The sequence below is a fragment of the Terrimonas alba genome (genome assembly GCF_042434975.1).
Classification (GTDB): domain Bacteria; phylum Bacteroidota; class Bacteroidia; order Chitinophagales; family Chitinophagaceae; genus Terrimonas_B; species Terrimonas_B alba.
Map to the genome: position 1 here is coordinate 634,695 of NZ_JBHMQM010000001.1, position 23,351 is coordinate 658,045.

Annotated in this window: 14 protein-coding genes; 2 read left to right on the top strand and 12 right to left on the bottom strand. The window is 40.3% G+C overall.

The features are described 5' to 3' along the window. Positions 1 to 55: 55 nt before the first annotated feature. The 6 genes from ACFEL9_RS02580 to ACFEL9_RS02605 all read right to left on the bottom strand — a co-directional run bounded on the left by ACFEL9_RS02580 (position 56) and on the right by ACFEL9_RS02605 (position 12,735). Positions 56 to 2,512: an ABC transporter permease gene (locus ACFEL9_RS02580; protein ID WP_385885867.1), complete on the bottom strand. Its 2,457-nt coding sequence runs from the start codon at positions 2,510 to 2,512 to the stop codon at positions 56 to 58. Between the two features lie 31 nt (positions 2,513 to 2,543). Beyond that, positions 2,544 to 4,928 (bottom strand): ABC transporter permease, encoded by a 2,385-nt coding sequence (locus tag ACFEL9_RS02585; RefSeq protein ID WP_385885869.1) that lies wholly within the window; start codon positions 4,926 to 4,928, stop codon positions 2,544 to 2,546. Positions 4,929 to 5,220: 292 nt separating this feature from the next. After that, positions 5,221 to 7,614, bottom strand: coding sequence for an ABC transporter permease (locus tag ACFEL9_RS02590; protein ID WP_385885871.1), 2,394 nt, complete (start codon positions 7,612 to 7,614; stop codon positions 5,221 to 5,223). Positions 7,615 to 7,640: 26 nt separating this feature from the next. Further along, positions 7,641 to 10,055, bottom strand: coding sequence for an ABC transporter permease (locus ACFEL9_RS02595; RefSeq protein ID WP_385885873.1), 2,415 nt, complete (start codon positions 10,053 to 10,055; stop codon positions 7,641 to 7,643). 224 nt (positions 10,056 to 10,279) lie between these two features. Next, positions 10,280 to 10,957, bottom strand: coding sequence for an ABC transporter ATP-binding protein (locus tag ACFEL9_RS02600; protein ID WP_385885874.1), 678 nt, complete (start codon positions 10,955 to 10,957; stop codon positions 10,280 to 10,282). Positions 10,958 to 11,481: 524 nt separating this feature from the next. Beyond that, positions 11,482 to 12,735, bottom strand: a complete 1,254-nt coding sequence (locus tag ACFEL9_RS02605) for an efflux RND transporter periplasmic adaptor subunit (RefSeq protein WP_385885876.1) — start codon at positions 12,733 to 12,735, stop codon at positions 11,482 to 11,484. 467 nt (positions 12,736 to 13,202) lie between these two features. Between ACFEL9_RS02605 and ACFEL9_RS02610 the strand changes: the two genes are divergently transcribed. Together ACFEL9_RS02610 and ACFEL9_RS02615 are read left to right on the top strand one after the other, a co-directional pair. Beyond that, positions 13,203 to 14,561 carry a sigma-54-dependent transcriptional regulator gene (locus tag ACFEL9_RS02610; protein WP_385885877.1) on the top strand — a complete coding sequence of 453 codons (1,359 nt, stop codon included), beginning with the start codon at positions 13,203 to 13,205 and terminating at the stop codon, positions 14,559 to 14,561. A 108-nt stretch (positions 14,562 to 14,669) separates the two neighbouring features. Continuing rightward, the gene (locus ACFEL9_RS02615; protein ID WP_385885879.1) at positions 14,670 to 16,013 is read left to right on the top strand and encodes a sensor histidine kinase; all 1,344 of its coding nucleotides are present in this window, start codon (positions 14,670 to 14,672) and stop codon (positions 16,011 to 16,013) included. Positions 16,014 to 16,089: 76 nt separating this feature from the next. Here ACFEL9_RS02615 and ACFEL9_RS02620 read toward each other — a convergent pair whose 3' ends face one another. The 6 genes from ACFEL9_RS02620 to ACFEL9_RS02645 all read right to left on the bottom strand — a co-directional run bounded on the left by ACFEL9_RS02620 (position 16,090) and on the right by ACFEL9_RS02645 (position 23,346). Continuing rightward, positions 16,090 to 18,486, bottom strand: a complete 2,397-nt coding sequence (locus tag ACFEL9_RS02620) for a TonB-dependent receptor (RefSeq protein WP_385885880.1) — start codon at positions 18,484 to 18,486, stop codon at positions 16,090 to 16,092. An 81-nt stretch (positions 18,487 to 18,567) separates the two neighbouring features. Then, on the bottom strand, positions 18,568 to 18,927 hold the full coding sequence (locus tag ACFEL9_RS02625) for a hypothetical protein (protein ID WP_385885881.1): 360 nt from the start codon (positions 18,925 to 18,927) through the stop codon (positions 18,568 to 18,570). Between the two features lie 113 nt (positions 18,928 to 19,040). Continuing rightward, positions 19,041 to 21,107, bottom strand: a complete 2,067-nt coding sequence (locus ACFEL9_RS02630; protein ID WP_385885882.1) for an alpha-ketoacid dehydrogenase subunit alpha/beta — start codon at positions 21,105 to 21,107, stop codon at positions 19,041 to 19,043. Positions 21,108 to 21,263: 156 nt separating this feature from the next. Then, positions 21,264 to 21,875 (bottom strand): fumarylacetoacetate hydrolase family protein, encoded by a 612-nt coding sequence (locus tag ACFEL9_RS02635; RefSeq protein ID WP_385885884.1) that lies wholly within the window; start codon positions 21,873 to 21,875, stop codon positions 21,264 to 21,266. A 149-nt stretch (positions 21,876 to 22,024) separates the two neighbouring features. Further along, entirely contained in the window at positions 22,025 to 22,594 is a 570-nt protein-coding gene (pth, locus tag ACFEL9_RS02640; protein ID WP_385885886.1) for an aminoacyl-tRNA hydrolase, read from the bottom strand. A gap of 131 nt (positions 22,595 to 22,725) precedes the next feature. Next, on the bottom strand, positions 22,726 to 23,346 hold the full coding sequence (locus ACFEL9_RS02645) for a 50S ribosomal protein L25 (protein WP_385885887.1): 621 nt from the start codon (positions 23,344 to 23,346) through the stop codon (positions 22,726 to 22,728). Between the last annotated feature and the right edge of the window lie 5 nt (positions 23,347 to 23,351).

The following is a 23,351-nucleotide window of genomic DNA, read 5'->3' on the forward strand; positions in this document are numbered from 1 at the left end:
GCCAATAGTTTTATTTAGTTCTTTTTTTCCTGCTTTGCTGCACCCGCAATGGCGCTTATTCTGTTCGCAATGACTTTACCGGGTTGGCAATGGCTGAACGTATTGTCTGAATACTCAACGTCAACAGGGTAATTATGATCATTGCTATACCGCTCAGCCCGAATATCCACCAGCTGATCGTAGTTCTGTATGCAAAATCTTCTAACCACTTATAAATAGCCCACCATGCTATCGGTGCAGCAATTACAAAAGCTATTAAGACTAATCGCACAAAATCTTTTGATAAAATGGAAACAATGCCGGCAACCGAAGCGCCTAAAATTTTTCTGATACCTATCTCTTTTGTGCGAACATTGGTTATATAAATTACTAGCCCAAGCAAGCCGAGACAACTGATAAGAATGGCGAGACCTGTTGCCCATTTCAACAGGCTTGATGTGTTTTGTTCACTCTCATAAAACTTTGCGATGGTCTCATCAAAAAATTTATAATTAAAATCTTCATCAGGATATATCTGTTTATACGTTTTTTTAATTTTACTGATAGCGCTTTGCCAAACGATACTACCCGTATTATTTGGTCTTAATCGTATATGAAAAGTGGAACCGCTTCTGCCTGCAAATACTATCGGGCCGATTGTTGCACGCAACGATTGCTCATGAAAGTCATTCATCACGCCTACTACCGGCATGCTTTTTCCATTAAAGTTTAGTTGCTTACCAAGTGCTTCTTCAGGTGATTGAAATCCCATTGCTTTTGCATACGTTTCATTAATTACAAATTCTTTCATAGTATCACTCTGTTCTACATTTCTTCCTGCCAGTATTTTTATCTGGTACACTCTCAGATAATTGGTATCGCCCCACCTGATTTGCACGTTAGGCTTTATTTCTTCTTTACCATTATGATAGGATATATTAGTAAAAGCAGCTCCCGCATCAGCCGGCGAAAAAAAGCCCCTGCTTGCTATTTCCACCTCAGAAATTGATTTTATTTCATTTAACAGCTGTTGACCATGACTTGCAGATGTATCAAAGGGCGTTTGAAAAGTTAGTATTGTATCTTTTCTGAATCCCAGATCTTTGTTCAGCGAATAATTAATTTGCTTACTTACCATTAACGTGGCGATGATAAAAAACTGCGCTATTACAAATTGTGACACGGTCAGTATTTTTCTTATCCCCGCACTGCGTGTTTGACCGGAATTTGTAAAAATCTGATTCTTCAGCACCAGCACAGGCTTATATCCTGATAATATCAATGCAGGATATAGGCCCGAAAGAAAACTGACAATTATTGTAAGCAATAATAAAAACAATATAAGGTAAGGTTGATGCAATAAATCAAAATGCAGGCCTGGTGGAATATAGTCGGCAAACATTTTCAGCAGCAGAGGCGTTAAGACAACCGATACAATTGTTGCGATAAGGGTAATAAAAAATGTTTCACTTAAAAATTGAAGGATCAATTGCTTTTTTGAACTGCCTATTGTTTTCCTTATACCGATTTCTTTTGCTCTTTGGGATGCCTGTGCCGATGTAAGATTAATAAAATTGATGCAACCTAATATTACCAGGAATGCTGCAATAGCAAGCAAACCATACAAAGTCGGTTTATGTGCTATTCTATAGCCAATGCCCTGGTAATTATTATTGAAATGCAGGTCGCTCAAAGGTTGCAGACGTAGCGTAATATTGTTGTTGTCGTCCTTATTGGCGTCTGGATTATATTTCTGCAATAAATTTTTTAATTGCGCCTCTGTTTTTTCTGCAGTATTGCCGTTGGATAATTTTACATACAATTGAGAATAGGCCATCCAGTCGTTCCACACATCCATCATAAACTGACTTTTCAGGCTTGTTTGTAAAATGGTAGACAGAGAGATAAATTCATCAGCAGTGAAGGCTGTATTCTCATTTAAATCTTTTACAACACCTGAAACAGTGGTTTTAATATCATCATTATAAGTAAGCTGCTTTCCGATAATATCCGCAGCAGGAACGGATGGAAAATATTGCTTAGCCCTGCTTTCGGTAAGCACTGTTGAAAACGGGTTTGCCAATGACGCCTGTGGTGAGCCCGCCAACCATTGATAAGGGAGCAAATAAAAATATTGTGGGTTGGTAAATACAATATCCGTTTGCTTCTTATAAATAACTGGCTTACTAGCATTATGCGTGCCCACAGCAACTTTGGCGGTTGCATCACCCTGGAACTGGAAAACGGGAACAGTTTGCTCAACACCTGTTACTTCATTTTGCATAGCAGCTCCTAAAGGTGCAGGTACGGCAGCACTATAACCCTGCGTGCCTGAAAATTTAGCGTCAAGAACGACTCGGTAAATTCTGTCGCCATCCTTTTCAAATTTATCAAAGCTGAATTCATAATAAACGATCAAAAAAATAACCAAAGCAGCACTGATGCCGATAGATAGCCCCAGTATATTAATAGTTGAGAAAACTTTATTTCGCCAGAAATTTCTGAAAGCGACGGCAAAATAATTTTTAAGCATAATTGTTATTTTATTCTGTTGGTAAATTGCCTCACTCTGTCCGCAATGACTTCACCGGATTAGCAATTGCCGCTTTTATAGCCTGGAAACTCACCGTAACTATAGTGATGATAAGCGCTACTACTGCAGCCAACACAAAAACAGGCCACCCTATCCTGATGCGATAATCGTAATTGGTAAGCCAATTATCGAGATAATACCAGGCAATGGGTGCAGCGATGACACAGGAAAAAATCACCAACAGTACAAACTCCGTGGAAAGTAAACGCCAGACATTGGCTACGCTTGCTCCAAGCACTTTGCGAATACCGATCTCCTTTGTCCTTTGTTCAGCTACAAAACTTGCCATACCAAACAAACCCAAACAGGAAATGAAAATGGCTAGTATCGCAAAATAAAAAGCAAGCTTTCCAATGCGTTCTTCATCCCTGAATTTGCTTCCGAATTCTTCATCTACAAATTTGTAATCAAAGGGAACTTCCGGTGTATATTTTTTTAAAACCTGGTCGATTTTACTCAATGACTGATTAGCATTTCTATTCGGGTTCAATTTTAATATCAGGTTGAACATACCATCCAATTCTCCAGTATGATAAAGCGTGGGCCGCACCGGATAGAATGGTGATTCCTGCATTACATCTTTTATAACACCAATAATAGTAAATCGCTGATCGTTCCATTTAAGCGTTTTACCTATTGGCTCCTTAAACCCTAAAAACTTCGCTGCTGATTCATTAATTATAAAGGCAGACGAATCTGTTGCAAACTCTCTGGAAAAATCTCGTCCTTCCTTAATTTGCCATCGAACAGTTTTACCAAATTCATACGACACGTTGTTATTGGGAAAGTCCACGCTGAGATTGGGGTCTTTGCCTTCCCAATCAAAACCGCCATTCGTATTCCATACTCCTGTCAATGGACTGTTGGAAGCCGCCATTTCTTCAATGGCACTTGAATTTTTCAGCTCGTTGCGTATGGTTTCGAAATGATCTCTTACTTCTTTCTCAAAGCCCATATTGATTAGACCATTCTTACTATAACCAATCGGCCTGTTTTTAGCATATTGAATTTGCTGGTAAACGATAATCGTTCCGATGATGAGCATCACCGAAACAGTAAATTGTGTTACTACCAAAACTTTGCGGGGAACGGATGCCAGTTTGCCCACCCGAAATGTTCCTTTCAACACTTTCAACGGTTGAAAAGAGGACAGGTAAAGGGCGGGATAACTTCCCGAGAGCAACCCTGTTATTAAAATGAATACAAGACTAAAAGTCCAGAAGAGTAGGTTTCCCCAGGGAATTTCAAGCTTTTTCCCCGCTACCTCATTAAACAAAGGCAGTAGTAATACAACTAAAATCAAAGACAAAACGAACGCCAGCAGCACTACCAAATAAGATTCAGCAAAAAATTGTTTGATTATTTGCCAGCGCATCGAACCAATCGCTTTACGGATACCAACTTCTTTGGCCCGTTTTTCACTTCGTGCAGTGGCAAGGTTCATGAAATTGATGCAGGCCAGCAGCAATACAAAAATACCAATCATACCAAAGAGCCACACATATTGAATACTTCCGCCTGTGTTTATCCCATTTTTAAACTGGCTATACAAATTCCATTTACTCATGGGATGGAGAAAAACGACCCATTTGTATTTTGCTTCTTCCTTATCGACATTGTCTAGCTTTGTATTTTTTATTTTAGCAGACACTTTTTCCATGTCGGCGTTTTCTGCGATCTGTACAAATGTTTGAGAGAAGTTGCTACCCCAGGGATTTTTCATTTGTTTGACCCATGGGTTTTGAATTAACCACAGCTCCCAGGGCATCATGATTTTTACGTCCCTGAATGAAGTGTTATCCGGTAAATCTTCATATACACCGGTCACTTTTACATCAAAACTCCTGTCAAGCTTTATCGTTTTGTTGATAGGCTCTTCTTTGCCAAAGATGGATTCAGCGGCGGATGCTGAAAGCATGATAGAATAAGGATCTTTCAACCCGGCTCTTGTTCCTTTAAGCATCTTCAACGTCAACATTTCCGGTGCATCCGGATCGAAAAAATTACCCACCTTGCTGATATGTTTATTGCCTACTGAAAGCAAATGCCCGCCTGTCCATGAGGATTGAATCACGTATTTAAAATTGCTGCCGTATTTGGCTCGCAGCTCAGGGCCCATCAAGGCAGGGTTGGCTGTTTGTGTTCCCACTTCTCCATTAAAGTTGGCATGCTGCATTACCTGTGCGATACGGTCGTAATTGGTATGGTATTTATTAAATGTAAGTTCATTGTATACCCATAAACCAATTAGCATAGCTACAGCCATACCTACAGCAAGACCTCCGATATTAATAACGCTGTATCCTTTACTTTTAACCAGGTTTCGCCAGGCGATTTTTAAATAGTTCTTTATCATAACAAATACTTTATTTGTTCGTCAAACTTTAACGCCGGTTTCCTTATGTGAACAAGCTACTCGCTACGCAACGAATTGGCCGGGCTTGATACTGCTGCGTTAGAGGCATTCAGGCTTATCGTAATCAATGCCATTAAAGCGTTACTACACCCACCAACACAAACACTCCGATATGTATATTGATACGATAACTAAAATTTTTAAGCCATTCATCCATTTATTACAGAAAATGATTTATTTCTAAACAAACTTCTCCACGCTACTTTGAAATAATTCCTGATCATTTTCAATTTTATTCTGTTCGCAAACTTTTTACAGGATTGGCTGTAGCGGCGCGGATGGTTTGTAAAAAAACAGTGGCGAATGCAATGCCTAAAACAATTGTTCCGGCTAAAAAGAATATCCACCAACTTAACTGTATTTTATAAACAAAACTATCCAGCCACTTACCTGCGCTCCACCAGGCTGTTGGAAAAGCAATGACAATAGATAAGGCTACCAATTTTATATAACCAGCGGTAAGCAATACAGTAATCCCTTTTACACTGGCTCCGAATACCTTGCGGATGCCTATTTCCTTTCTTCTTTGCTCCGCAATAAATGCCGAAAGCCCAAACAGACCTAAAACAGATATAATAATGGAGAGGGAGCTGAAAACCAATATAAGCTTTGATACCTTTAAATCATCTTTGTAAAGATTATCAAATGCAGCATCCATAAACTGATAGCTGAACGGTGCATCCGAAATAAAATTTTTCCATACACCCTCAATAGCCAACATGGCATTTGAAACTTTCCCAGGAACGATTTTTACAAAAAAAGAATTCTTCAACTCATCGTTATCATAAAAAACCAAAGGTTCAATCTTCTTATATAATGGGCTAAAATTATAATCCTTTACAACACCAATTATTCTACCTGTATCATCCCCATTTTTTATAAATAGTTGTCCTATTACCGGCGTTTTAATCCCCAATACATTAACTGCTGTTTCGTTCAATACAAAATTCTTTTTATCGGAATTGTCCTTATTAAGCCAGCGGCCTTCTTTTAGTTGCAAATTGAACAGATCTTTTATTCCCGGTTCAACAATCACCCGGTTAATAGAAACATTACTGCTTGTATCAATACCATTAAAATACCAGCCTTTAATGCCCGTTGAATTACCAACATCTTCAACAGACTGATCAGACAACGCAACTTCCAGTACAGAACTGCTTTTTAGCAACTCATTTTTTATTGCCCCGGTTAAACTTGCGACCTTTCCGGCTTCATAACCATATTTGCGCATTGTACTAAATGGTATGTCAAACGAAACTATTTGTTCACGGTTATATTCAGGGCCAGACATTCTTGCCAACCGCATTTGTAAAAAAATAATTACCGTGCCAATAATAAGTACAATAGCAACTGTAAACTGCACTACCACCAAACCTTTACGCAATAAAACGTTTTTAAATTTTAGTATTGACTCGCCTTTCAAAAAAGCCATTGGGTTAAAGACAGCCATCGTTATGGCCGGGTAGACGCCATTCAGTAAACCCACAAACAATAATGTTCCCAAAAATATTTTCCAAATAATTGGAGATAGTATTGCTATACGAAACTGGCTCCCGGCAAATTGATTAAAATACGGCAGCGCAAATTGGACCAAAAGCAATGACAGCACTATTGCTATAAAACTAAACAGAAACGATTCGCACATAAACTGCAGGAATAGTTGTTTGCGGCTGCTTCCGACAATTTTTCTTAGGCTAATTTCTTTTGTACGGGTACTTGCTTTTGCAATGGTCAGGTTGATATAATTAATACATGCCGTTAAAACTAGCAACACGGCAAGAATAGTAAAGATGTAAACCGCTGTATAATTTCCACGTCTGAATAACGGATCGTTTGACGTTGAGTCGAAATGCAATTTACTTATTGGCTGGAAGGCCACAGAACCTTCTTTATATTTTGATTCATGTTGGTACGTGATACTTACTTTTTGCGAAACCAACGCAGGATCGGCAGCAGGGTGCAGTTTTACAAAACAGCGATAACTGGAATTAGACCATCCGTTGTCGTTGGTATAAGTCCTTGGATTGGACAACCTAGCAGCCATAGGTATTAACACATCAAACCGCATGCTTGAGTTTACAGGATTGTCCTTAACAACGGCCAGCACCTGGTATAAAACAGTATCAACTTTTACTACCTGGCCGACAGGATTTTCTTTTCCAAAAAATTGTTTCGCTTTTGATTCGGAAAGAACAAGCGAAAAAGGATTTTTATTGAATGTATTTAAATTACCAGCCACAAAATCATACTGAAAAACACTAAACCAACTGCTATCAATGTTTACGGCATCCTTCTGTTCAAATAATCTGTCCTTAACATTTATTACTCCCCTCCATGGAACCACTCTTGTCGCTGCTTCAATCCCGGGGGTTTTCATTAACAGGTCTGCCATTGGCAACGGAGTTATCCCGTTTTTTTCCGCAGCCTTTTTAACCGAAAAAGTTTGTACCAGGTAAGTATTTTTAAACCCCTTGTTATATTTATCAAAGCTTAATTCATTTTGTACCCATAGCACAATAAAGATAAAAGCGACCATCGCTACTGATAAGCCAAATAAGTTTATCAGGCTTACAGATCTGTTGCGCCAAATATTCCGCCAAGCGATTTTGAAATAGTTCTTTATCATGGCTTCATTTTGATATCAGCATGCTGTTATTCGCTTCGCAAGCTTTTTACGGGATTAACGATAGCTGCCCGTATAGCTTTGTATCCTACCGTTATCCAGGCAATGACTATCGAGATGGCTATGGCCAATGCAAAAAATCCGATACCGAGGTCAATACGATAGGCAAAGTCCTGCAACCAGTTTTTCATCATGAAATAAGCCAACGGGGCCGCTATTAAAAATGAGATGGCAATAAGAATGGTAAACTCTTTTGAAAACAAGTACACAATATTTCCCGCAGACGCACCAAGCACCTTTCTGATTCCTACTTCCTTTACTTTTTGTACAGCCATAAAAGAAACAAGTCCGTATAAGCCAAGGCTGGAGATCAGTATGGCGAGGCAGGCAAAAATTTTATATAATAAGGACAACTGATTCTCCTGTTCATAGAAACGATTGATGCTTTCCTCCATGAACGTCCCGGCATATGCATATTCAGGAAAGAAATCGTTCCACAAAGATTGTACAGCGGCTTGTGCCTGTTGAACATTGGTTGAACGCAATTTTACCGAACTGAGCGTATAATAATTATTAAATTGGCCAATTAGCAAAGGCTTCACAGTCTCCCGCAGCGAGTTTGTTTTAAAATCCTTTACCACACCGCTGATAGTTTTCCAGGCATTTCTTCCTATCCTGATATCTTTGCCAACCGCATCCTGGGCATTCTTAAGTCCTAACTTTTGAACAAGAGTTTCATTGATGACAACTTCCTTCATAGAATCACTCTTCTCATACACACGTCCGGCGGTCAACTGCAGTCCATAAGTTTTAAAATAATCTTCATCAGCAAACTTCATGGTCACCTGGAACTTTTCATCGTCCCTGTGATCAAAGGCAAAGTTGCCGCTCCATGTATTTTCGGAAGAAGGCGCATCGCTGCTAAAACTTACCGATTGTACACCGGGAGTCTGCAATAGTTTTTGCTTGAAAGCGGGAAGTTTGGCAATGTTGAGACTATCCGAACTACCCGAAAGCATGAGTACTGCTTCTTTATTAAATCCGAGGTCGGCTTTGTTGATAAAATTCATCTGGCTTACAGCCACGATGGTCCCGATGATGAGTACCTGCGAGATGGCAAACTGCGTTATCACCAACCCACGCCGTAAAGAAATACCACCTACTTTAGCAGACGTCATATTATTTTTTAAGGCCAGCACTGGTTTGAACCCAGAGAGTATAAGTGCCGGATACAAACCAGCAAACAAGGTGCATACAACCAGTACACCAACGAGGAAAAAAATAGTTTCAGTATTGATCAAACTCAGATCTTCATTGATGGAAGCGATATGTTTTATAAAGGGAAGACATAATGTTGCTATACCGAAAGCTGCGACTCCTGCTATTAATACAACAAGCGCCGTTTCGCCCATCACCTGGAAAAATAAAAGCTTACGATCACTGCCCAATACTTTCCGGATACCTACCTCCTTTGAGCGACCGACGGCCTGCGCTGTTGCCAGGTTGACAAAGTTGATGCAGGCCATAATAATGATAAAAACGCCAACCAGCGATAATATTTTCAACGAAGATCTACTGATAACATGATCGCCAAAAGTTTCGAACCTTCGGTCAAAATGAAGTTCTGATAAAGGCTGAAGAAAATTGGAACGCTCAGAACTTGATCTCCCTTTATAATTATCATTATTGAACTGTTGCAATTGCTGATTGATATCAACAGGTCTGACATTGGAAGGCAGTAATGCATACACCTGGAAATTACTGGACGTGTTATTCCAGGATTGATAGTAGTTATATTTTTCTCCGCCATTTTTTAACGACTCCAAAGAAGCCATTACGCCGAGAGGGAAGTCAGTGTTACCGGGAACATTTTCCAATATACCCGCTACTTTCAGCGTAAGGGCATTGTCTAAGCGAATGATTTTGTCGACTGCATTTTCCCAGTTGGTGAAATATTTCTCCGCCATTTTTTTTGTCAGTACTACCATATTGGGCTCACCTAAAACTTTGGCATTTCCTGCAAGCCATTTGTAATTAAATATGCTAAAGAATTGCGGGTCGCAAAAAAAGATACAATTTTCTTCAATAAATTTTTTATTGGAAGAAGTGGATTCATTGCCGCCATCAATAGTAACCTGGCTGCCGGATGCCGAATGCATACTTCCAAACACTACATTCGGCATTTTCAACCGCAATGCATCCAATGCCGGTACGGGTATACCAGCATTATACGTAATGCCATCGGAAAATTTATCCTGTGTTACTACGCGGCTGATGTTTTTATACTCCGGTTGAAATTTATCATAGCTCAATTCATACCTTACGATTAAAAACAACAACAAGCAGGCAGCAATACCTACTGCCAGGCCTGCAATGTTAATGGTAGCGTAGCCTTTTTTGCGGATCAGATTCCTGATTGCGGTTTTAAAAAAATTAGAGATCATACTCTTGTCTCCGCCGGGAGAACTTAGATTTAAAATGGTTGATAATATTGCTCTGTTGATACGTGCGATTCGCTAAGCGGATAGGCAGCAAGGAAATATGTTGAACTCATGAAGCCTGCTACGCAACTATCAACTTTATACTAAAGAACTAATTGGCAAAAGAAATGCTTTTATGACCTAAGTCCTCCCTTTCCTTCGACTTCGCTCAGGAGGAGACAGAGGGTTTATACCATAATATTTTCCAGTACTACCTGGCCGTCAAGCATGCGAACGATACGATGACTATACCTTGCATCATGTTCGGAGTGAGTTACCATTATCACTGTGGTACCCTGTTCATTCAGATCAGTCAGCAATTGCATGACATCATTACCGTTGGCTGAATCAAGGTTACCGGTAGGCTCATCGGCTAAAATCAATTTGGGTTTGTTAACCACGGCCCTGGCAACCGCTACCCTTTGTTGCTGGCCGCCTGATAATTGTTGAGGATAGTGATTGCGACGATGCATGATCTGCATTTTATCCAGCACTTCTTCCACTCTTTTTTTCCGGTCACCGGCTTTCACACCAGTGTAAATAAGCGGCAGTTCCACATTTTCAAATACGGTCAGCTCATCAATAAGGTTAAAACTCTGAAACACAAATCCAATATTTCGTTTACGCAAGTCGGCTCTTCTTCTTTCATTGAATCTGGCTACTTCAATACCATTGAATAAAAAACTTCCTGAATCAGGGTCATCCAGTAATCCTAAAATATTCAGCAGGGTGGATTTGCCGCAGCCGGAGGGACCCATCACTGCTACAAATTCTCCTTCTTTTACTTCAAAGGACAACTTATTAAGCGCTACAGTTTCTACTTCTTCTGTGCGATAAATTTTTTCCAGGTTAGAGATATTAATCATACTGTCGTATTTAAAATTGGATTGTTTACCGTTTATATATTGACAAGAAAAAAATTGAATGGGCGCTGGCTGCGGCAAGAATTCTTTTTTTCTTTCACTGCCTTTTTTTGGCAGTCAGATGCGTCTTGCTCTTTGGACTCCACGGAAGTTCCAATTGCCATTTGCCTTGCTGATGAAAACAAACTCATGCAGCAGATGATAGCAGTGACATAAATAATTTTCCGTTTCATTGATAAGGGTTTAATGGTTAATGATCTGATGTTAAGGTCTAAGGTTTATGGTTAATGGTCTTTGATTCTTTTAAAATAAGTTGCTGCATCATCGGATATTGACCTCATCCTCTTATCCTTCTCCAAAGGAGAAGGATGGTACTACATTGCATCGCCAAACTTATTATCTACCACTTCAACATTATATCGCTATTCAACATTTTCGAAAAATCTAATTTATTATCAAACACTTTGTTTAGCAAGGGGTGCGCCTTGGCGGTCCCGACGTATCGTCGGGATCGGGATGGGGCCGCTTTATTTTTTTAACACCAACTCCTGCATATCACCATAATTTTCATAACTGGAAGTAACAACTTTGTCACCGGGTTTTAATCCCTGCAGCACTTCATAGTAATCAGGGTTTTGACGGCCCAACTGGATGTCGACTTTGTAAGCTGTTTTTCCGTCGTCACTCAGTTTAAATATCCAGTTGCCACCCGTTTGTTGATAGAAGCCGCCTTTGGCTACCTGTACTGCCTGCACCTCATCACTAAAAGCAAGTCGTATTTGCAGTGTTTGACCACGGCGTATTCCTTGTGGTACTTCTCCGTCAAATTCCATATCAACCTGGAAGCGACCATTGGTAACCTGTGTATATACTTTCTTGATCTTAAGTTTATAATCTTTACCAGCCAAAGTGAATGAGCCCAACAAACCAGTGTAGATGCGGGAGATATAATGTTCGTCAATATCTACTCTTACTTTAAACCCACTCAGCACGTCTATCTGGCCCAGTCTTTCTCCTTTATTTTTTGATTGACCTATTTCTGCGTCCAGGGAAGTCAACTGCCCATCAACAGGTGCCCTTACGATCAGGTCACCTACTTTTTTACGCATAACATTCAGAGCATTTTGTGTACGTTCATAAGATAGCCTGCCCTGGTTCAATTCCTGTTTTACAGAAATAGAATCCTGCTTCAATACCTGGTCAGTCAATTTCTTTTTCTCCAGTTGGTAATTGTAGTTGTTCTCTGATTGTTTGAACTCCTGCAAACCGATCACTTTTTGATCGTAGAGTTTTTTATTCAGTGTATAAATGCGCTCAGCTTCTTTTAATTCGCTCTCCACGTCTGTTCCCTGGTTCAGTTTGCCAATGGTATTTTGACGGGCCGCATTTTGCGAGATTTGCATTTGCGTAAGCAGGTTATAAACCGACGTTTCCTGGTTTACCAGGCTCAGTTCGAGATCCGTGTTGGACAATCGGAGTATGGGCTCCCCTTTTTTCATCACAGCCCCATCATCAACATATTTTTCTTCTACCCGTCCGCCTTCTACGGCATCCAGGTAAATGGAAGTGATGGGAAGAACGATACCGTTTACCGGAATAGTCTCCTGGAACGGCCCTGATTTTACTTCACTGACAGTTATTCTTTCGGTATCAACATTCAGCCTGCTTTTGCCGGATGTAAAGTAATAACTGGCAAATGCCAGTGCGGCTATGCCGACAACCCCGCTAATGGTTAAGATCCGTTTTTTAGTCCATCTCTTTTTTTCAACTACTCTATCCACTTTGTGTAAGCTTTAATGATTTCGAAACTGTCCATTTTTAAACGGCCGTATAATAGTTTTGGTTACAGCCTGTTTTTCCTGGATTGCCATTACACCTATATGATAAATATGCCAACTCCTAAAACATATGATTTGTAATTAGTTATAAATTTGAACGACGATAAGGACGTTCACTTCCGATACAACAACTGTCCGGTTTTGATACACCATCATTAACTGTCTTTTTCTAAAAATTTCGTTGCCAGCACTTTGCATTTATGGTATAGTTAAAGCAGTCTGGATCACAGGTTATGAGATTAAAATGATTTTTGAAGAAATTGGCTACAGACTCTCCTATTTTTGGAGTCGTATAAAAAAAGAATTGTTTGTGGCTTCATAAAATTTAACCGTACCAAAAAAGTATTAAGAAAAAACGGTTCAGTGTATCCCACAAATCCATAAAATTCCAAAAATCCCGGTTCAGACAAATGAATTTAAAGAACGCCTCCATCCTGATCATTGATGACGATACCGACGTATTGACTGCGGTAAGACTATTATTAAAAAATGAAGTAAAAGATGTAGTTACGGAAAAGAACCCGGAGAATATCCGCTGGCATCTCTCAAAGGACAATTATGATGTGATCCTGCTGGATATGAATTTTACCAGCTCCATCAATACCGGCAATGAAGGTTTGTTTTGGTTGAAAGAGATCAAAAAGCTCCGGCAGGACGCTGCTATTATCATGATTACAGCCTATGGTGACATTGACCTTGCCGTTCGTTCATTAAAAGAAGGAGCAGCCGACTTTGTGGTAAAACCGTGGCACAATGAAAAATTGATGTCAACCATCAAAGAGATTTTAAAAAGAAAAGGCGGTAAAACAAACGGACTTACATTGACCAACACGGATTCGATCATCGGAAAAGAACTATTGGGTGAATCAGAAGCCATGCAACAGATCTTTTACAAAATTGAAAAGATTGCGCCGACAGATGCCAATATTCTTATACTGGGTGAAAATGGAACGGGAAAAGACCTGATCGCAAAAGCCATCCACCAACAATCGCTTCGGGCTTCCAAACCTTATGTAAAAGTAGATGTCGGAGCCTTGACAGAATCATTATTTGAAAGCGAATTATTCGGCTACAAAAAAGGAGCTTTTACTGATGCCAGGGAAGATCGCACCGGCAGATTTGAAGCCGCCAACACCGGTACGTTGTTTTTAGATGAAATCGGCAATATACCGCTGCACCTGCAGGCGAAACTATTAAGCGTATTGCAAAACAGGCAGGTGATACGATTGGGCAGCAATGAACCTACATCAATTGATATCCGGTTGATTTGCGCTACCAATGTTCCATTAAGTGAGCTGGCCAATGAAACCCGTTTCCGCAAAGATCTTATTTACCGGATCAATACCGTAGAAATTACGGTACCGCCACTGCGCAAAAGAGGAAATGATATTATTTTGCTGGCGAGATACTTTACCAAACTGTATTGTAATAAGTACCTGAAACCGAAATTGGAGCTTGATACCAAGGCAATGGAAAAATTGATGCAGCACCATTACCCGGGAAATGTAAGAGAGTTGCAATACATTATTGAAAGAGCTGTGATCATGTCCGATTCCGATGTGCTGGAAGCCAAGGACCTGCTCTTCTCCCCTATTGAATCCAACGTTGTTGCTAACACCGAAGATGAAGCTACAAAACTGAGCGATGTTGAAAAAAACACCATCCTTAAAGTGATTGAAAAACATAATGGAAATATTACCCGGGCAGCAAAGGAACTGGGCTTGACAAGGACAGCGCTATATCGAAGATTAAGTAAGTATGATATATGAGAAATTGGCAGTTGACACTGAGCGATAGTCGAAGTGCTGTGGTAGTTCAGTTCAGTTCAGTTTTTTATTTTCACTTTTGTCTTTTCACTTTTCACACTATTACAGATTATGTGGTTTAAAAAAATAGAATGGCGGATATTATTAAGAGTGTTGGTGCTGTTTATTACATTAAGCGCAGGATCATTCCTGTTAGTAAAAGGGTTATATATATACCTGGTGCTGCTGCTACCCGTGATCATTTATGAGTTGGTTGAGTTTTATCGTTTTCATAATAAAGCGCATAAAGAATTGGATCAATTTGTTGAGTCTGTCCATTACCGCGATTTTTCCAGGTATTTTGACGTCAAGCATGCTTCTGCTGATATACAACCGTTGCGCAAAGGATTCAACGAGATCAATACTACTTTTAAAGTGATCAGCAAAGAAAAAGAAACGCAGTATCAATACCTGCAAAAGATTTTGGAGCTCGTGGATACCGGAATTCTTTCTTATGAAGAAAGTTCAGGAGAGGTCGTATGGATGAATGAGACCCTGAAAAAAATGTTACAACTTCCCTACCTGAAAACAATTCATTCATTGCAAAAAAGGGATGGGGAGCTTTACCACGAGATCATGAGCCTGAAACCCGGCGAAAATAAAATTGCTACGGCTCACCCTGAAAGATCATCTTTCAAGATATTATTATCAGCGACAGCTTTTCAAACGGAGGGAAGAGTATATAAGCTGATCGCTTTTCAAAACGTGAGCGAAGCGCTGGATGAAACGGAATCAAAAGCCTGGCAAAAATTATTGAGTGTTTTGACACACGAGATCATGAATTCCGTAGCGCCCATTTCTTCACTGGCTTCTACGCTAAAAAGCCGCCTGCAGGAATCAGTTGGTGCATTGAATAATGATTCAGGCTCTGTTGATGACCTGGAAATAGGCATTGAAACCATTAAGCGCAGAAGTGAAGGTTTGCTGAAGTTTGCTGAAACCTACCGGAACCTCAATAAGATCACCACACTAAACTTAAGAAAAGCTTATGTCAGGGATATTTTTGAGAATTTGCTTCAACTAATGCAACCTACCCTGGAACAAAAAAATATTGAGGTGGAAACAATATTAAAAGATACTGATCTTGTTGTGGAAGCCGATACCGCCTTACTGGAGCAGGTGCTGATCAACCTGGTGGTGAATGCCATTGAAGCCGTAAAAGATAAGGAAGAACCACGGATTGTATTATCAGCTTATGTATCCAGTAACCGGAAGATTGTCATTAAAGTAGCTGACAATGGTTATGGCATGGCGGAGGAATTACTGGATAAAATATTTATTCCTTTCTTCAGCACCAAGAAAAGCGGCAGCGGTATTGGCCTTAGTCTCTGCAAGCAGATCATGATGTTGCACAAAGGAAATATTACTGTACAGTCAAAGGAAGGAGAAGGAACGGCATTCCAGTTGCAGTTTTAAAACTAACGAGGATATAAATGCAAAAGCCGGTCTTAAAGACCGGCTTAATTTTTTGAATATATATATGAATGCTGTATCAGTTCCACTTAAAACTCAACGGCACATTCAGCTTCACCGCATAACTTCTTCCAATATTATAGACACCTTGCCGGCCGGTAACATTATTCACCGCTGTGTATTTTAACCGGCTTAAATGGTTTTGATACGCCACGTCAGTAAGATTATTTCCACTAAAGCTTAGTGTAAATATGGTTGACCCTTTACGAATAATATCAGTACCAATAGATGCATTGATGAGCCAATAGTCCGGTGTGTTAGTTTCTGTGTCATAGCCCGTAAATGCTTTGTTTTGCCGGAATGTATAATCGCTTTCAAGACTTACATAAAAATTACGGGCAAGACTTCCCTTCGGCAAAAAATTTCCCCGGAGTTGTGACAAGTATCTTGCGGCGGGAATATTCGGAACATTTTTAGATCCATCAATAGCTGTTGTAAATAGGGCTCTTGTGTACGAAAATGTATTTTCAAAATGCAGCCAATCCAGCGGATGGGGGTGAATATCCATATTAAACTCCACGCCATATAGATTTGCCCGTTGCTGATCAAACTCGAAAACATTTAGCAAGTCACCGCTTTCAGGATCTACAACCATTGAATCTGTACCTGCCGCATTCAACACCTTACGATAGTAAATAAAATTATTGATGGCATTATAAAAAATACCCGCTCCTAATGTGATATGCTGGCTGTTAAATTCAATGCCCGCATCTGTTTGTAAGCTGGTTTCAGATTTCAAATCCCGGTTACCCGCTTCATAACGATTGGTTCCTTCATGTGCACCATTGCTTGCCAGCTCAGCTAATGTCGGGGCCCTGAAACCCCTTGCTACATTCAATTTCAATGTCAAATCCTTGCCGGTTTCATAACTTAAACCGGCGCTACCTGACACGTTTGAAAAGTTTTTAGTGAATGGTGCAAATTTTATATCAGTACCATCCATCATCTGCTTCCCTTCCACATGCCGGTTATCAAAGCGTAAACCACCGCTCAGCGATAGTTTGTCTTTATGATATTGGGTAAAAACAAAGCCGCCTAAATCAAATAAAAGATAGTCTGGAATAATTGCTTCTTCCGCCCTGTTTTTATTGGTTTGATTCATACCAGATATACCAATACTTGTTTTCCATTGACCTTTATAGGGTACATTCAGTTTAGCGGAATAATTGACGGTCTTTAAATCGAAATAAGCAACGGGTACATCTGCATTATCAGCATCACCAAATTCTTTTCGTTGGTTTCTTTGGTAACCTGCAGCTATATCAAGTTTACTTTTACCTACATTAAAGCTATTATCCGAGGAAATTTTGAAATGTTGCACCTGCTGAAATGGGATAAAAGGATCTATTGATCTAAAATCATTTTTATTGGCAATTTCCTCGCCGCCTCCGGCAACCGCTTTTAAGAATTGTCCCGTTGCATCATCCCGTTCTCCTTCTATCATCCCGATATGCTGGTCAAAATTGCTTAACCGCAAATAGCTATGTCCCCATGATCCGCCATAGCCTAACATTCCACCAACATTCCGGTTATTGAATTTCGAATTGAATACATATCCATCATATTTATTCTTATAGTCCTGTGCGCCTTTATAAGAACCATAAGCATTGAAACTAAATCCATTTTTCGAACCGGCGACACTGCCATAATAACCCCGCAATCTGCTGTTAGTTTGATATTCACCCAGGATATTGGCGTTGATTGTTCCTTCTGCTACTGGCGCCAGTGACTGAATATTGATAACACCAGCGAGACCATCAGAACCATACATCAACGAAGCCGGTCCTTTCAGTACTTCCACTCTTTGCACACTGTAATCATCGATCTCCACACCATGTTCATCGCCCCACTGTTGACCTTCTTGTTTTACTCCATCATTCACAATCAATACCCGGTTATAACCCAACCCACGAATAAAAGGTTTTGAAATCGCAGGGCCCGTTGTTAATGCATTAACACCTGCAACATGCGTCAGACTATTTATTATATTAGAAGAGCTGATCTTTAGCAACTCGGCCTTTTTCAGCACAGCAACAGGTTGTGGTGATTGTTTTAGACGGGTAGCGGTAGACACACCCGTAACGGTGACTCCCTCCTGCTCTATAATCGCAGTATTCAATGAAAAATCTTTGGCAGTAACGCCCTTTATATTTACCCTCTCCACCGTGCTGGTGTGCCCGATATAAGATACTTCAACCAGGTAATTACCGGCAGGAATAAAGGCAGTTTTATACTGCCCGCTGTCATTCGACACAGCATCGCGGTTTATGTCATGAATGTGGATATTAGCACCCGGTAATGGCACTCCCGTCTTTTGATCAGTTACCCTGCCAGTTAAAACTGATCTCTCCTGTGCGTTAATGTTATATAGAATAAATAAACCGCTGAAAAAAAATACGATTCGCTTTTTTGTCATAATAGAATAAATTAAAAAGGAAGTCCTTTCAATCAATAAATACCAATCTTCCGGAAATAACCGGAAACACAAAAATCTATTCTAAGACATGGGCGGGCCGCGAAGAGAGGAAAAAATCAATAATGTAAAATAAACCGGTTCGGTAACCGCATTAGCCGGATTACTATAAGCTACCAATGGAGGTGTGACAACAGGTTCGTCAGCCTCAATAAAAGGCATTAAAAAATTATCAACACATGAACAGGCAAAGCTGATCTCCTTTGCATTTTCGTGTTTTTTGACCTGTGCTTGTACTGGTTGTTTTTTGTCGTGAAGGAGGTTATGAATAAATAAACCGGCGCCTATTTGCTGGAAGAAAACCAGCAACAGCATGAGTGATATCCCCCGGCGTATTGAGTTATTGTACCTCATCGACTTTGCAAAGAAAAGAAAAATTTGCAACTATATTTCATTTTACAACAAAAAACTACAATTCCGCTTTATGCCTATTTGTAATCATCCTCGAAAGCCGGTAAATGGACATGTAGCTATCATTTTACTACTAAAGCCAACAACTATTGATTCAGTAAATTTTGAATAGCCGCCATCACTCTTCCTTTTTCGGGAAGAATAGCCTGCTCCAGCAAAATATTCATAGGAATAGCGGGAACATCTGCTGCACCAACTACTGCAACAGGCGCATCTAAAAAGGAAAAGCAGTTTCTGCTAATTCTCCCGGCTAACGCCTCTGCAAATGAATTTGTCTGTTGTTCTTCTGTAACTATTAAACACTTACCATGAAGTTTTACCCTTTCATAAATTAACTCTTCATCAAGCGGGTATAATGTTCTCAAATCGACAACTTCAACCTGCCGCTGAAAACTTTTAGCTGCAGCTTTGGTCCAATAAACTCCCATACCATATGTCATAACCACACAAGTTTCTCCTTTTTCTATTGCAGTATTGCCGGCTTGCAGAACGATGTTTGCCTTGCCAAGAGGAATGATATAGTCTCTTGAAGGTTCGATAGTTTTTGCTTCTTCAGTTCCCGGCACTTTTCCCCAATACAGACCTTTGTGCTCCAGCATTACCACCGGGTTACCATCGTGAAAAGCGGCTTTCATCAATCCCTTCATATCCGCAGCGTTGGAAGGATATACCACTTTTATTCCCTTGACGGAAAGCAGCGTTGTTTCGACACAACCGCTGTGATAGGGTCCTCCGCCGCCATAAGCACCTGTAGGTACCCGAAGTATCATCGATACCGGAAACTTTCCGCAAGAGAGGTAACAGCTCTTGGAAATCTCTGTTACCAGTTGATTAAATCCCGGGTAGATATAATCAGCAAACTGCACTTCCACAATGGGTTTTATCCCAACTGCACTCAACCCTACGGTTGATCCAACAATATAAGCTTCCTGTATGGCAGTATTAAAAACTCTGTTATCTCCAAATCGATCAGCCAATGTAGCAGCTTCGCGAAATACACCACCTAATCTTTGTCCTACATCCTGGCCATATACCATAGCTTCAGGATGATCCTCCATCAGTTCACGAATAGCAAAGAGAGCAGCATCGACCATTAATACTTTTTCGCCATTTGCGGGTTCTCTTATACCTTTTTCTTCGGTAACAGGGGTGGGAACAAAAACATAATCAGTGGCGGTTGAAGGATCAGGCTCAGGCGACGCAATTGCTTCTGTAAAATCATTAGCCACTATTTCAGCAGCCTCTTTTTCTATTGCTAATAGCTCCTCTTCCTTTATCCCTTTTTCTAATAATTTTTTTCGCAGTTTTTTATTCGGACAATGTTCCAGGTGTTTGCTCCAATCCTTGTCGGTACGGTAAAACTCCTTCCTGACACCACTTGTATGGTGACCAAGCAATGGCACCTGTGCATGAACCAACCAGGGTTTTCTTTCTTCGCGAACTGAATTACACACATGCTTCATCACTTCGTATGATGCTTCAAAGTCACTGCCATCGACCTGTATGCGATTCATCCCTTTAAACCCGGCAGCAAATTCAAAGGCATTCATCGCTCTTGCTTCTTCCGCTGAAACACTAATGCCCCAGTTATTATCCTGGATCAAATAGACAATAGGCAACTGTTTTAATACTGCAAACTGGAAGGCCTCGCTTACTTCACCCTCAGTAATGCTTGCATCTCCCAACGAACACAGTACGATGGGCAACTCTTCTCCTGCTCCTTTTTTTAATCTTGTTAAATCATTTCTTTCCCAATATTGTACTCCTTGCGCAACTCCCGTTGTCGGAATTGCCTGCATGCCGGTAGCACTGCTTTGATGAATGATGGTAGGCTTATCATCTCCCCGGTAATTGGGATGTGAATAGTATTCCCTGCCACCCGTGAAAATATCATTTCCCTTGGCAAGCAATTGCAGCATTAGTTCAAACGGAGTAAAGCCTAACCCCAATAGCATGCTTTCATCCCTATAATAAGGACTTACAAAATCCTGCGGTTGCAGGTGAAAGGCAGTAGCTAATTGTATAGCTTCATGGCCACGTGAAGTAGAATGGACGTATTTGCAAATGGGGCGATTATTTTCATAAGTTTCCGCCATTTTTTTCACCAGGCTCATGGCCTTGTATGCTTTCAGTAATAATGAAATATCAGTCATGTAAGCAAGCATCCTCCGTCCCCTCGTCAAGCTCGGAGATCAGGATGAACGCAAATTTAAGGGTAACAAGTGTTAGTATGGCATTAAAACAAAAACCATCCGCGGAGCGAATGGCTATAAGCAATTGGTTTGTTTGAGTGGATTTTTCGATTGGCTTTATTTCACTTCCAATTTGAACATGCTTGTATCCTCCAATACACCCTCCAATTCGTCTCCTACAACTACTTCTCCAACGCCGGCAGGTGTTCCGGTAAAAATCACGTCCCCGATATTTACCGAAAAGTAGTTAGAGATATAAGCAACAATACTGTCAAAATCATGGATCATATTGGCTGAAGATCCCTTTTGCACCAATTCCTGGTTCTTAAACAAGCTGAAATTGATGTCTTTTTTGTTTTTTAACTCGGTCAGGGGCACCCACTTTCCTATCACCGCTGAGTTATCCCAAGCCTTTGCTTTCTCCCAGGGTAATCCCTTTGCTTTTAATTCTGTTTGTATATCTCTCGCCGTAAAGTCGATACCTGTAGTAATTGCGTCGTAGTATTTACTGGCAAATTTATCCTGGATGTATTTCCCATTTTTGCTTATGCGAAGCACCAATTCACATTCGTAATGTAACTCATTGGTAAACTCGGGATAATAAAAAGGTGCATGTGGCTGCAACATTGCACTTTTAGGCTTCATAAAAATAACTGGCTCGTCAGGAACATCATTTCCAAGCTCTTCAGCGTGAGCAACATAATTACGGCCTACACAAAAAATCTTCATAAATCTGGATGGTTGGTGTTAAAATACATCGGATACTACTCCATGGACTGTTGATCCCATATATATTCAGGTAATCTATAGGGTAAGTGGAGTTTAAAAACTCGTAGGGTCGGAGTGCTAAAATAAGTAATCAATATGACTTATCATAATCAAAACTTGTGATTATTTACCAGGTTCATAGCCGCCGTTATTCCCTGTGTACCAAAAATCTCGATTGCTTCGACAGATTTGTCAATTTTCAATTTTACCAATGGTTCTTCTTCTTTCCGCCACTTGCCCAGGACAAAATCAGATTGCCTCCCCTTTGGAAAGTTATTTCCAATACCGAACCTTAACCGCGGATACTCAATACTACCCAATGTCTCGTGAATACTTTTAAGGCCGTTATGACCAGCGTCGCTTCCTGAAGGTCGCAGCCGGAGCTTTTCGAGCGGAATTGCCAGATCATCCAGTATCACCAGCATATTTTCAAGACTTATTTTCTCTTTATCCAGCCAATACTTAATAGCCCTGCCACTCAAATTCATATAGGTGGTGGGACAAATACAAATAAATGACCGGCCTTTCCATTTTATGTCTGCAACATAAGCCAGGCGATCAACGCGAAAGATTGCGCCGTGTTTGGTTACAAAAGCATTCACTACATCAAAGCCGATATTGTGCCGGGTATGAGCATACTCGTTCCCCACATTTCCCAGGCCTACAATCAAATATTTCATAACTTATCCTGTGCAGATAATTTTAAAGAAGCGTCTTTTTAATTACCACGTTTAGTTGCCAAATATCGCATTAACCAATAAAAAACCCGTATCAATGCGACACGGGTTTGTATCAATATTCGTTTCGTTGTTTATTTTTTTGCAGCGGCAGCAGGCGCAGCAGCAGGTGCAGCAGCCTTAGCAGGAGTAGCAGCTTCTTCCTGTTTCAACTGTCTTGTCAATACTACAGAAGCAATAGGAATACGAGGTGAGTTCAATATCTCGTAATGTTCTTCTTTCACATCCTCTACCCGGATATTGCCATTCAACTCCAGTGTATCAATGGGTACTTCAATTTGCTCCTTCAGGTATTTAGGATATGTTTTTACTTTCAATGAGTTGATTTTAGCAATAAACTTACCTCCATCTTTCACCCCCTTTGAACTACCAGTAAATTTCAGTGGAATAGTAGCGATCACTTTTTTATCTTCTACCAACTCCAAAAGATCAACGTGGATAAGGCTGTCTGTGACCTTGTCAAATTGCAGATCTTTTAAGATGCATTTGTAGATTTTGCCATCTACATCTACTTCAGCTAACTGGAAACTTGGAGTGTATACTAAAGGTTTAAACGCCGCTGCAGGAGCCGAAAAGTTGATCTCCTGAGCACCTCCGTAAATTACACCCGGCACTTGTTCCTGAGAGCGGAGCTGGCGGGTGGCGGTTTTCCCGAATCCGGTCCTCAGTTGTCCTTTGATTGTAATTGTTTTCATTTTTT

What these genes read in the sequence shown, in the direction of transcription:
- ACFEL9_RS02580 (WP_385885867.1), bottom strand. Translation starts at nt 2,512, where the DNA reads ATGCTTAAAAATTATTTTGCCGTCGCTTTCAGAAATTTCTGGCGAAAT.
- ACFEL9_RS02585 (WP_385885869.1), bottom strand. Translation starts at nt 4,928, where the DNA reads ATGATAAAGAACTATTTAAAAATCGCCTGGCGAAACCTGGTTAAAAGT.
- ACFEL9_RS02590 (WP_385885871.1), bottom strand. Translation starts at nt 7,614, where the DNA reads ATGATAAAGAACTATTTCAAAATCGCTTGGCGGAATATTTGGCGCAAC.
- ACFEL9_RS02595 (WP_385885873.1), bottom strand. Translation starts at nt 10,055, where the DNA reads ATGATCTCTAATTTTTTTAAAACCGCAATCAGGAATCTGATCCGCAAA.
- ACFEL9_RS02600 (WP_385885874.1), bottom strand. Translation starts at nt 10,957, where the DNA reads ATGATTAATATCTCTAACCTGGAAAAAATTTATCGCACAGAAGAAGTA.
- ACFEL9_RS02610 (WP_385885877.1), top strand. Translation starts at nt 13,203, where the DNA reads ATGAATTTAAAGAACGCCTCCATCCTGATCATTGATGACGATACCGAC.
- ACFEL9_RS02615 (WP_385885879.1), top strand. Translation starts at nt 14,670, where the DNA reads ATGTGGTTTAAAAAAATAGAATGGCGGATATTATTAAGAGTGTTGGTG.
- ACFEL9_RS02620 (WP_385885880.1), bottom strand. Translation starts at nt 18,486, where the DNA reads ATGACAAAAAAGCGAATCGTATTTTTTTTCAGCGGTTTATTTATTCTA.
- ACFEL9_RS02630 (WP_385885882.1), bottom strand. Translation starts at nt 21,107, where the DNA reads ATGACTGATATTTCATTATTACTGAAAGCATACAAGGCCATGAGCCTG.
- ACFEL9_RS02635 (WP_385885884.1), bottom strand. Translation starts at nt 21,875, where the DNA reads ATGAAGATTTTTTGTGTAGGCCGTAATTATGTTGCTCACGCTGAAGAG.
- pth (WP_385885886.1), bottom strand. Translation starts at nt 22,594, where the DNA reads ATGAAATATTTGATTGTAGGCCTGGGAAATGTGGGGAACGAGTATGCT.
- ACFEL9_RS02645 (WP_385885887.1), bottom strand. Translation starts at nt 23,346, where the DNA reads ATGAAAACAATTACAATCAAAGGACAACTGAGGACCGGATTCGGGAAA.